9 protein-coding genes are annotated in these 11,826 nt (G+C 40.7%); all 9 read right to left on the minus strand.

Going from position 1 to position 11,826, the window contains the following annotated elements; all coding sequences use genetic code 11:
• Positions 1-118: 118 nt before the first annotated feature.
• Complete coding sequence (locus I6E85_RS13260) at positions 119-1,294, minus strand: hypothetical protein (RefSeq protein ID WP_024608884.1); 1,176 nt, start codon at positions 1,292-1,294, stop codon at positions 119-121.
• Positions 1,281-2,159 (minus strand): lipoprotein NlpI, encoded by an 879-nt coding sequence (gene nlpI, locus I6E85_RS13265; RefSeq protein ID WP_024608885.1) that lies wholly within the window; start codon positions 2,157-2,159, stop codon positions 1,281-1,283. Before nlpI ends, I6E85_RS13260 begins: the two co-directional genes overlap by 14 nt.
• Before the next feature lie 142 nt (positions 2,160-2,301).
• Positions 2,302-4,428 (minus strand): polyribonucleotide nucleotidyltransferase, encoded by a 2,127-nt coding sequence (pnp, locus tag I6E85_RS13270; RefSeq protein ID WP_007585511.1) that lies wholly within the window; start codon positions 4,426-4,428, stop codon positions 2,302-2,304.
• Positions 4,429-4,782: 354 nt separating this feature from the next.
• Positions 4,783-5,052, minus strand: coding sequence for a 30S ribosomal protein S15 (gene rpsO / locus I6E85_RS13275; RefSeq protein WP_007585509.1), 270 nt, complete (start codon positions 5,050-5,052; stop codon positions 4,783-4,785).
• 153 nt (positions 5,053-5,205) lie between these two features.
• On the minus strand, positions 5,206-6,165 hold the full coding sequence (gene truB / locus I6E85_RS13280; protein ID WP_197237002.1) for a tRNA pseudouridine(55) synthase TruB: 960 nt from the start codon (positions 6,163-6,165) through the stop codon (positions 5,206-5,208).
• The gene (gene rbfA / locus I6E85_RS13285; protein WP_007585506.1) at positions 6,149-6,634 is read right to left on the minus strand and encodes a 30S ribosome-binding factor RbfA; all 486 of its coding nucleotides are present in this window, start codon (positions 6,632-6,634) and stop codon (positions 6,149-6,151) included. Before rbfA ends, truB begins: the two co-directional genes overlap by 17 nt.
• A 156-nt stretch (positions 6,635-6,790) precedes the next feature.
• The gene (gene infB / locus I6E85_RS13290; RefSeq protein WP_007585504.1) at positions 6,791-9,451 is read right to left on the minus strand and encodes a translation initiation factor IF-2; all 2,661 of its coding nucleotides are present in this window, start codon (positions 9,449-9,451) and stop codon (positions 6,791-6,793) included.
• Between the two features lie 25 nt (positions 9,452-9,476).
• A complete protein-coding gene (gene nusA / locus I6E85_RS13295) occupies positions 9,477-10,976 on the minus strand; it encodes a transcription termination factor NusA (protein WP_007585502.1) in 1,500 nt (499 codons plus the stop codon).
• A gap of 39 nt (positions 10,977-11,015) precedes the next feature.
• The gene (gene rimP, locus I6E85_RS13300) at positions 11,016-11,471 is read right to left on the minus strand and encodes a ribosome maturation factor RimP (protein ID WP_002958482.1); all 456 of its coding nucleotides are present in this window, start codon (positions 11,469-11,471) and stop codon (positions 11,016-11,018) included.
• Between the last annotated feature and the right edge of the window lie 355 nt (positions 11,472-11,826).

The following is an 11,826-nucleotide window of genomic DNA, read 5'->3' on the forward strand; positions in this document are numbered from 1 at the left end:
TAGTTATACTGAAAAACACTGATTTTGTCTATAAAAAGCGGTTCTATATGGGTGTTTTTTAAACAAGAACTAACAATTTATTAAGCCTAAAAAAACAATTAATTAATACTGATAATTGTTAATTTAATATGGCCTTATTTGCAAATGTAAGCGCGCCAGGGTGATGATGAAAGTTACCATTGGTCATATCTAAATGTTTCAACCAAAGTTGTCTATACTGCGCTGAGAGCCCTAACTGCTGATATTGCATAATAGACCAATTTTCACTAGGTTTATAAGCAATACCCCCTACCTGGCAACTCTTTGCTTTATGCCAACCTGTTGGCGGCGACTCACCATGAGAAATAAATAAATTAGGTGCAACAAAACCCGTTTTTGCACACAACCATGCTTGCTTAGTTTTAGGCAAAGCGTATTCATCTTCAAAACCGTTAAAATGCATCAGCTCATGCAAAAATATACTGTATTTTGCTTTTGAGTTTATTAGCATTGTTCCCTTCGTGACATTAGCCGTTCCATCTTTAGGCATCATCACTATAAAATCAAAATTGTTAGGAAGCTGGCTATTAAGTTTAGATAATTGCCAGTCACACTTTGCTATTTGACTAGTACTACTTTTGCACTCAAGCATACCTGCAACGTAAACTGGTTTTGAAAAGCAAAAAATATTTTCACGGGGCTCTGGTTGTTTATTATAAGCATTAATAAACTCTGTAAGTTTATATAAGCCACTACGATGATCGCTCATAGTCAGCACGTTAAACATACATTGCTTATTAGGCTTACTTATATTTTTTAAAGATGAAAAACCAAGATCGTGGATAAACGCGGTAGATATTTTACTCTGTGGTGTTTTTAACTGAAGTTTTAGATGATTTAGCACATCCCCTGCTGGTAATTTGTTTTTACTAGCGAGTAACTCTAAATCGCTCCAACGTGATTGCTCAAGTAACTTTGTTGCTAATATTTTACGCTCTGGGATTGTTAAGTCATTTATAGCTGAGAGCCAAAATTGTTTTGCAGTATCACTCTGACTGCTTTTAATAAGTTTAAGAGAATACATATATTGTGCTGAGGAAATTTTACTGCGAGCAAGTATAGCTAAAGAGGTCTTTGGTAACTGCTCTAGGTGATCAGAAAAATAAGCTGGTGAATTCCAATAACTTTGTAGAACATTGGCTTTTGTATTTAAAACATGCCAAAAGCCAATAGCGCCAAGGTGATTACTCGAGCCTGTAATTAACAAACAACATAGTAATACACCTATTAATTTAAAACGCTTAACTTGCGTCAACACCTTCCATCAACTCAAGTTCTAAACGCGCATATTTATATTCAATAAACTCGTGCACGTTAGTCGCAAGCGCAAGCCTAAAATAATCGGATGCTAAATAAAGCTCACCCGCTGCTTGATGCATTTTAGCTAGGTAAAAATAAGCTTCACATAAACGCTGCGCATATTCTTGCTCAGTTCTAACACCATCACTAATGCCTGATAAAAATGCATGTTCACTCATATCGCCCGTATAAAGAGAAATTAACTGATACGCCCATTGCGAATCATCAAGCGCAGTCGCATTTTGTTTAAGTGCATCAAGTGCGGTTACTTTATCCTCGTGTGCCTGGGCTAAATAAACCCATAAAACACGGTACGGATCGTTAGGAGAACGGGCTAAAAACTCGTTAAAGTCATTTTTAGCAAGGCCAGCTCTATCGCCGTAATACAGTGCAATTCCTCGATTTAAATAGGCGTATTCATGCTCTTCATCAAGTTCTAGAGCTGAATCGAAAAACTCATAGGCTTTTTCATACTGCTGCATAAGCGTATGTTGAATACCTAAAAAATTATACACTTCAGCTAAATCAGGCTTAAGTTTTACTGCGCGGTTAAAATCAATACGCGAAAGAGTGGTCATACCTAGACTATCAAAAAGTACACCACGGTCGTAATAAAGCTTAGCTTGTTGCTCTTCGCTTAAGTCAGCCCTATTCAATAACTCTGAGTAGCGTGCAATAGCAATTTCACTTCTAAAGTCAGAGGCTAAAGGTGCAGTAAATGGCACATTAACAATCGGGGTTGGTTCTGATTCTGTTGTAGTTTGGCAAGCGCTTAAAGACAAAATAGCAAAAGATGCCAAAGCTAAATGTTTGAGTATCATTAAAATCCTTAATACCAAGATATATCGCGATTAATATAAGACAGACCTTGTCCAATAAGGTTTCATTAAAGCATAAAAAAAGGGGCTAAACAGCCCCTTTTTTTATCATCTAGCTAATATAACTAGATTAATAAGTTAACAATTACGCGTCAGTTGGCGCGTCAGCTGCAGGTGCTGCTGATTCCATTGCTTCTTTAATACTTAGACGTACACGGCCTTGGCGATCTACTTCTAGTACTTTAACTTTAACTTCTTGACCTTCAGAAAGGTGATCAGCCACGTTATTAACGCGCTCAGTACTAATTTGAGAAATATGTACTAGACCATCTTTACCAGGAAGAATGTTTACAAACGCACCGAAATCAACAATACGTACAACTTTACCTTCGTAGATAGTACCTACTTCAAGTTCAGCTGTTAATTGCTCAATACGGCTAATTGCATTAGCTGCACTTTCGCCATCAGTAGCGGCAATTTTAATTGTACCGTCGTCACCGATTTCAATCGTTGTACCAGTTTCTTCAGTAAGCTGACGAATAGTTGCGCCACCTTTACCGATAACTTCAGCGATTTTCTTCTGTGGGATTTTCATTGTGTATATGCGAGGAGCAAACATTGATAGCTCTTCAGAAGGAGCAGAAATTGCTTCGTCCATCACTTCTAAGATATGTAAACGTGCAGCTTTTGCTTGTTTAAGCGCAATTTGCATGATTTCTTGAGTGATACCTTCGATTTTGATATCCATTTGAAGTGCAGTGATACCTGCAGCTGTACCAGCAACTTTAAAGTCCATGTCACCTAAGTGATCTTCATCACCTAAGATGTCAGAAAGAACAACGAATTTATCGTCTTCTTTAACTAGACCCATCGCAATACCGGCAACAGACGCTTTAATTGGTACACCGGCATTCATAAGTGCAAGTGAAGTACCACATACAGAAGCCATTGAAGATGAACCGTTTGATTCAGTGATTTCAGATACTACACGGATTGAATATGGGAATTCAGTCAATGTTGGCATTACAGCAGCAATACCACGCTTAGCAAGGTTACCATGGCCGATTTCACGACGCTTAGGAGAACCAACAAAACCAGTTTCACCTACACAGAATGGAGGGAAGTTGTAGTTAAGCATAAAGTGGTTTTTATGAGTACCAGTTAAATCGTCGATTAACTGTGAATCACGTTCTGTACCAAGTGTAGCTGTTACTAACGCTTGAGTTTCGCCACGAGTAAAGATAGCAGAACCGTGAGTACGCGGTAATACGCCAGTCATTACATCTAGTGCACGAATCATATCTGGTTCACGACCATCGATACGTTTTTCGCCAGAAGCGATACGGCCACGAACGATTTTCTTCTCAAGTGAACCGAAGATTTTACCAATTTCTTGCTTATCTAAAGACTCGCCTTCAGCAAGTTCAGCTGTTAACACTGCAACAACTTCATCTTTAGCTACGCCAAGTGCTTCTTTACGCGCTACTTTATCAGTGATTAAGTAAGCTGCGCCTACTTTATCAGCAGCAATTGCTGCAACTTTATCTTCTAGTGCAACGTTTTTAGCTGGTGCAGTCCAATCCCAAGTAGGCTTGCCTGCTTCTGCTTTAAATTCTTCGATTGCAGTGATGATCGCTTGAGATTGCTCATGACCATATACAACAGCGCCAAGCATTACGTCTTCTGCAAGTACGTTAGCTTCTGATTCAACCATAAGTACCGCTTTATCAGTACCGGCTACCACTAAATCAAGTTGGCTTTCTTCAAGCTCTTTTAATGTAGGGTTAAGTACGTATTCGCCGTTGATGTAACCAACGCGAGATGCACCAATTGGACCACTGAACGGGATACCAGAGATAGCAAGTGCTGCTGAAGTACCAATCATCGCAACCATATCAGGTTGGATTTCAGGGTTAACAGAAACAACAGTAGCAATAACTTGTACTTCGTTTACAAAACCGCTTGGGAAAAGTGGACGAATTGGACGGTCAATAAGACGTGCAATAAGTGTTTCGCCATCGTTAGGACGACCTTCACGCTTTAAGAAACCACCTGGGATACGACCAGCAGCATACATACGCTCTTGGTAGTTAACTGTTAGTGGAAAAAAGTCTTGGCCAGGTTGTGCTTCACGCTTACCAACAACAGTTACTAAAACTGAAGTGTCGCCAATGCTTGCAAGTACAGCGCCGTCTGCTTGACGAGCGATTGCACCAGTTTCTAGAGTCACTGTATGTTGACCTAGTTTGAATTCTTTAATAATTGCTTGCACTTAAAATATTCCTTAAATGTATTCTAATAAGTTGTCATCAAAGTACCAATTACAGTACATAATTGTATTCAGTTGGAAATCAATTAAGTACTACAATTGGCAATGATGTGAATAAGCGTAGATAAACCTTTTTACCTACGCGCATAGTATATACCAAAGCTGCTTCAAAATGCGAGTCTAGCTACTAGATTTAAGCTGGGCTAATGAGTGGGTAAATACAACGATGCTTGATAAGCTATGAAATAGGAGTTTTACAATATAATTCAATAGGTTTATATATTTGTTTTATTTTCAAACACAAATTTTAGGCACAAAAAAAGGAGCTAAAAAGCTCCTTTTTCTATAATCTAGTTCTTAGCGACGTAGGCCAAGTTCTTTGATTAACGCAGTATAACTAGTGATGTCTTTACCTTTAAGGTAATCAAGTAGTTTACGGCGAGTGCTTACTTTACGAAGCAGACCACGACGTGAGTGGAAGTCATGCTTGTGATCAGCAAAGTGACCTTGAAGCTTGTTGATGTCAAAAGTAAGTAATGCTACTTGTACTTCTGATGAACCTGTATCGCCTTCTGCACGTGCAAATTTAGCAATGATATCGATTTTTTCTTGATTGCTTAGTGACATAGTAACTCCAAAAATTAAATTTAAAAGGTGTCTTAGCCGATCACTAATTCAGCCAAAACGATTAAGCGGGCGTATTCTACCAACTGTAGGAATAACTACAAGCTAATTATCCCCAACTACAACTAATAAGCCACCGTTAGGCACATTAGTTGCTTATTCAGGCTTCACGTAATCGTCTTGCTGACTAGCAAGACCACGTTTAACCTTTAAATGACCGTTTGAGTTGCGCTCACCAGTACCAATAAATATATTATCCGCAACAACTTTAATTGCACCATCAGGTAAAGCGATTGATAATTCTACAGCTTGCCCGTGACTAAAAATTCCCCCTTGTTCTTTTGTAATTTCAACAACGGGTAAATCAGTTAAAGCAGTATCAATTGGTAGCAATAGCGAGTCTAAATAAGTTGAAGGCGCAAGCTCTTCTTCTTTCGCTTTAGCAAGCAACGTTTCAATCTCATCAAGCGAGACCATTTTATCTGCCGGATACTGACCAACAGCGGTTCTGTGGAGCATAATAACGTGTGCGCCACAGCCTAGATTTTCGCCTAAATCATCAACGATAGTACGAATGTAGGTCCCTTTAGATACATGGGCCGTCATTTGTAATACATTGCTTTGCTCATCAAATTCGTCAAACGATAAGCTAAACACGTTTATTTTTCTGCATTTACGAGGAACTTCAATACCTTCGCGCGCGTACTTATATAACGGTCTACCTTGGTACTTAAGAGCTGAGTACATTGACGGATATTGTTCAGACTCACCAACAAAAGCAGCTATTTCTTTTGTTAGCTGTTCACGCGTAACGTTCACATCTTTAGTGCTAACAATTTCGCCATCAGAATCTGATGTTGTTGTACGCTCACCCAGTTGTGCACGAACTATATAGGTTTTATCTGTATCGAGTAAAAACTGCGTAAACTTAGTCGCTTCACCAAAACAAATTGGCAGCATACCTGTAGCAAGTGGATCTAAAGCACCTGTGTGCCCAGCTTTTTGCGCAAAATAAACACTTTTTGCTTGCTGTAATGCTTTATTTGATGAAATGCCTTCAGGTTTGTTTAACAACAAAATACCGTCAACTGCACGGCCTTTACTGCGCTTTGCCATCTGTATCAGTGCCTTCTTCGCTATCTGTATCGTCTACGTGATCAGTACCTTCTTCGCTATCTGAAACATCAGCAGCATCAACACTTTCTACGTCTTCATCTACATGCTTTGCGTTATCTTCGCGGATAATAGAATCCACTAAGTTAGAAATACGCATACCTTCCATTAATGAGTTATCAACTACAAACTTTAACTCAGGCATTATACGTGCACGGATACGCTTACCAAGTAACGAGCGAATATAGCCCGTTGCTTCATTAAGTACTTTTGCGCTTTGCTTTGCTGCGTCTTCATCTTGTGTGTTAAACACAGTAATGAAAATTTTGGCATAAGATAAATCGCGCGATACTTCTACCGCTGACACTGTCACCATACCTAAGCGTGGATCTTTAATTTCGCGTTGTAAAATTACAGCAATCTCTTTTTGGATTTGCTGTGCAACACGATCAGTGCGAGAAAATTCTCTCATTATACTTGTCCTAAAATAATAACTTATTGAAATTAAATAATAAGTTAACTAAATAATGGATATGCAAATGGGGGCTAAGCCCCCATTTAAAATCTTAGCGTAGGGTGTGTAGAACGTCCGGCGTTAACCTGAGCGTTCAATACTCCCTAGTAACAATTATAGAGTACGTTGTACTTCAACTGTTTCGAATACTTCGATTTGGTCACCAACACGTACGTCATTGTAGTTCTTAACGCCGATACCACATTCCATGCCGTTACGAACATCAGCAACATCGTCTTTAAAGCGACGAAGTGACTCAAGTTCACCTTCATAGATAACAACGTTTTCACGTAGTACACGGATTGGAGCGCTACGTTTAATAACACCTTCAGTAACCATACAACCAGCGATTGCGCCAATTTTTGGAGACTTGAATACGTCACGAACTTGAGCAAGACCAATGATTTCTTGTTTAAACTCTGGCGCTAGCATACCTGACATTGCTTGTTTAACTTCGTCAATCAAGCTGTAGATTACGCTGTAGTAACGTAGGTCTAAGTTTTCAGTCTCGATAACTTTACGAGCTGAAGCATCAGCACGAACGTTAAAGCCAACTACAATTGCGTTAGACGCTGCAGCTAGTGTTGCATCAGTTTCGGTAATACCACCAACACCTGAACCAACAATCTTCACTTTCACTTCATCAGTAGAAAGTTTAGTTAGTGAATCAGAGATTGCTTCGATAGAACCTTGAACGTCTGCTTTAAGTACCACGTTAACTTCAGAAACATCGCCTTCAGTCATGTTAGTAAACATGTTTTCAAGCTTAGCTTTTTGCTGACGTGCTAGTTTAACATCGCGGAACTTACCTTGACGGTATAAAGCAACTTCACGCGCTTTACGCTCATCTTTAACTACAGTCGCTTCGTCGCCTGCAGCTGGAATACCAGAAAGACCTAAAATCTCAACTGGAATAGATGGACCAGCTGACTTAATGTCTTTACCGTTTTCATCGCGCATTGCACGAACACGGCCATACTCAAGACCACATAATACAATGTCACCTTGGTTAAGCGTACCAGATTGAACAAGTACTGATGCTACTGGACCACGGCCTTTATCAAGACGAGATTCAATAACAACACCAGCCGCCATACCTTCAGTAGGTGCAGAAAGCTCTAGAAGTTCAGATTGGTTCAATACTGCTTCAAGAAGGTCGTCAATACCTAAGCCAGTTTTAGCTGAGATATGAACGTACTGCGTATCGCCGCCCCATTCTTCTGGAATAACGTCTAGTACAGCAAGTTCGTTTTTAACACGATCTGGATCTGCGCCTTCTTTATCCATTTTGTTTACTGCGATGATTAAAGGAACGCCAGCTGCACGAGCATGCTGTACCGCTTCTTTAGTTTGTGGCATAACGCCATCATCTGCTGCAACTACTAGGATTACGATATCAGTCGCTTTAGCACCACGAGCACGCATTGAAGTAAATGCAGCATGTCCTGGTGTATCTAAGAAGGTGATCATGTGACCGTTTACATCAACATGGTATGCACCAATATGCTGTGTAATACCACCGGCTTCGCCAGAAGCAACCTTCGCAGAACGAATGTAATCAAGAGTTGATGTTTTACCATGGTCAACGTGACCCATTACAGTTACTACTGGAGCACGTGGCTCTGACTTACCATCTTCGTGGCGGTCATTAAGTACTGTTTGCTCTAATTCGTTTTCTTTAACAATGATAACCTTGTGACCCATTTCTTCTGCAACTAATTGTGCAGCTTCTTGGTCAATCACTTGGTTAATAGTAACCATGTCACCCATTTTCATCATTGTTTTAACAACTTCAGCGCCTTTAACGGCCATGCGTGATGCAAGCTCAGCTACTGTAATTGTTTCGCTAATACGCACTTCATTTTTAACATCAACAGTTGGTTTTTGGAAACCATGTTGTAATGATGCAGGTGCTTTTAACTTAGACTTGTTACGGCCTCTTGACGCTGCAAATTTATCTTTTGCTGGCGCTTTTTTCTTTTTCTTAGCACGGCGTGTACCTTGCTCATCACGAGCATCGGCAACATCTTCTGCTTCACGTGCATAAGTAGAAGTCGTAAGATGGTGATCCGCTGTTTCTTCGCGTTTCTTACGTTCTTCTTCTTCTTTCTTCCAGCGTGCCGAGTTTTCTTCAGCTAGCTTTCTTGCTTCTTCTGCTTGACGTTTCGCTTCTTCTTCAGCTTTCTTCAATGCGGCCTCTTCTGCTTCTTTTTGCAGACGCTCAGCTTCTATGCGATCTTTCTCAGACTTAGCACTTTGCTCTGGGGTCATCTGCTTTTGTTTCGCTTTACGCTCTGCATCAGCTTTGCGTTTAGCTTCTTCTTTGGCTTTACGGTCGGCTTCTTCTTTCGCTTTGCGTTCTGCCTCTTGTTTCGCTTTTAATTCTGCGGCTTCTTGGTCAGCTTTTTGCTGCTCTTCAAGACGCACTTTTTCTTCAGCAGCTAAGCGAGCTTGCTCTTGTTCTTGTTCCATTGCGCTTTTCTTCACGTAAGTACGTGTTTTGCGAACTTCAACTTGAACATCTTTTGCTTTACCAGTAGAGCCCGTAACACTTAAAGTGCTTTTGCTCTTACGTTGTAAAGTCATACGCGCTGGGCCATCTGAACCTGTACCGCCATGATGCTTGCTTAAATGATCAAGTAACGTTGCTTTTTCAGCTTCTGTTACGTTATCAGTTGCTTGCTTAGTGATACCTGCTTGTGAAAACTGCTGTAGCAATTTATCAACAGTCGTACCTATATCGCCGGCTAGTTTTTCAACATTTACTTCTGCCATAGTGTGTAATACCTCCGTTAATAAATTACTCGTCTGCAAACCAACAAATGTTTCGTGCAGCCATAATCAGTTCACCCGCTTTTTCAGATGAAAGTTCTGTGATATCAACTAATTCGTCAATACCTTGCTCTGCCAAGTCTTCAAGTGTAACAACACCCTTGCTTGCCATAACAAATGCTAAGTGACGCTCTAAACCTTCAAGCGCAAGTAAGTCTTCAGCTGGCTCTGCGCCATCTAAGCTTTCTTCCGTTTTAAGTGCTTTAGTTGTCAATGCATCTTTTGCGCGTGAGCGCAGTAAATCTACAGTCTCTTCATCAAGACCATCAATTTCTAAAAATTCAGACGCTGGTACATACGCCACTTCTTCAAGTGTCGAGAAACCTTCGTTGATAAGTAATGATGCAAACTCATCATCAATTTCTAAATTTTCAGTGAATAAGTTAAGTAACTTATCAGATTCAGCTTCATTTTTAGTACGCATGTCTTCAACAGTCATTACGTTTAGTTCCCAGCCAGTTAACTGACTTGCTAAACGAACGTTTTGACCATTACGACCAATTGCTTGCGCTAGGTTATCTGCTTCTACAGCGATATCCATTGAGTGAGTGTCTTCATCCATTACGATTGAAGCAACTTCTGCTGGCGCCATTGCATTGATAACAAATTGTGCCGGGTTGTCATCGTAAAGTACGATATCAACACGCTCACCGCCAAGTTCTGACGATACAGCCTGAACTCGTGCGCCACGCATACCAACACATGCACCAATTGGGTCAATGCGTTTGTCGTTAGATTTAACAGCAATTTTAGCGCGTGAACCTGGATCACGTGCTGCTGCACGTAATTCAATCATCTCTTCGCCAATTTCTGGCACCTCAATGCGGAATAATTCCATTAGCATTTCAGGTTTAGAGCGCGTTACAAATAATTGTGCACCGCGTGCTTCAGGCTTAACTTCATATAAAAGACCACGGATACGGTCACCCGGGCGGAAGTTTTCACGTGGTAACATGTCATCACGATAAATTACCGCTTCTGCGTTGTTACCTAAATCAAGTACGATTGCATCGCGAGTTGCTTTTTTAACAACACCCGTTACCAGCTCGCCTTCTTGATCTTTGTATGCTTCAACAACTAAAGCGCGCTCAGCTTCACGTACTTTTTGTACGATAACTTGCTTAGCCATTTGTGTTGTAATACGGTCAAATTTGATTGAGTCGATTTGCTCTTCAACATAATCACCCATTTGCAAATCAGGTTCTTCAACCTGTGCTGCTTCTAGAGTGATTTCGCTGTATGGGTTCTCTAAAGAACCATCTTCTAATACAGCGGCAATCTGCCAACGACGGAACGTATCGTAATCACCGGTTTTACGGTCAATTGCTACGCGTACTTCAATTTCGCCATCGTGTTTTTTCTTTGTAGCTGTCGCTAAAGCGAACTCTAGAGCTTCAAAAATCTTTTCTTTTGGAACCGCTTTCTCATTGGAAACGGCTTCAGCAACCAATAATATCTCTTTTGCCATGGGTAATGCCTCGCTTGCCCTATTCCTTCGCACTCGAATTTAAAACTTCGCGATTAAATTCGCACGTTCGATGTTACTAAGCATGATCAGATGCTCTGCACCATCGCTAGATAGTGTGATCATATCGCTGCTAACTGCTACTAAGTCGCCTTTAAAATTACGACGACCATCCTGTGGAAGTTTAGTACGCACGCGTACTTCCTCTCCTTGCGCCTGCTCGTAGTGATCTTGTTTGAATAATAGACGATCAACACCAGGAGACGATACTTCCAAATCATATTCATTTGTAATTGGGTCTTCGACGTCTAAAATCGCACTAATTTGGCGACTTGCATCCGCACAGTTATCAACTGAGATCCCATCCTCATGAGCAATATATACTCTTAAGGTAGAATGGCGACCCGCTTGCACAAATTCAAGACCATGCAATTCAAAGCCTAACATTTCTACCGCAGGCGTTAACATGGTTACTAAATCTTGTTCAAGTTTTGTCACGAAAATCCTCCATACAAACAAAAAAAGGGCTTATAGCCCTAAAATACTGAGTTTAAGTTTTAATTTGATGACAATTGCCACAAATCGCAAGGTGCAGATACAACAACGCCCCGAACCAAGCGGGGCGTCACACCAATAAAGCATAAAACTGTGTGGCCTAGGGCCAAGCTTGGTTGCGAGTCAGTAAACTGACCTAATTAAACTACATAGTCTAAAACGCAAAACGCGCATTACTTAGAATGCGCGATATAAATTAGTAAGGTAATACCTACTAGTAGAATTGGTTGCGGGAGCCGGATTTGAACCGACGACCTTCGGGTTATGAGCCCGACGAGCTACCAGACTGCTCCATCCC

This window comes from Pseudoalteromonas sp. NZS71, from assembly GCF_015864715.1.
GTDB classification, from domain to species: Bacteria; Pseudomonadota; Gammaproteobacteria; order Enterobacterales; family Alteromonadaceae; genus Pseudoalteromonas; species Pseudoalteromonas arctica.

Bases quoted from the DNA above. Each gene is read 5' to 3' on its own strand.
- nlpI (WP_024608885.1), bottom strand. From the start codon at position 2,159: ATGATACTCAAACATTTAGCTTTGGCATCTTTTGCTATTTTGTCTTTA.
- rpsO (WP_007585509.1), bottom strand. From the start codon at position 5,052: ATGTCACTAAGCAATCAAGAAAAAATCGATATCATTGCTAAATTTGCA.
- truB (WP_197237002.1), bottom strand. From the start codon at position 6,165: ATGGCAAAGCGCAGTAAAGGCCGTGCAGTTGACGGTATTTTGTTGTTA.
- rbfA (WP_007585506.1), bottom strand. From the start codon at position 6,634: ATGAGAGAATTTTCTCGCACTGATCGTGTTGCACAGCAAATCCAAAAA.
- infB (WP_007585504.1), bottom strand. From the start codon at position 9,451: ATGGCAGAAGTAAATGTTGAAAAACTAGCCGGCGATATAGGTACGACT.
- nusA (WP_007585502.1), bottom strand. From the start codon at position 10,976: ATGGCAAAAGAGATATTATTGGTTGCTGAAGCCGTTTCCAATGAGAAA.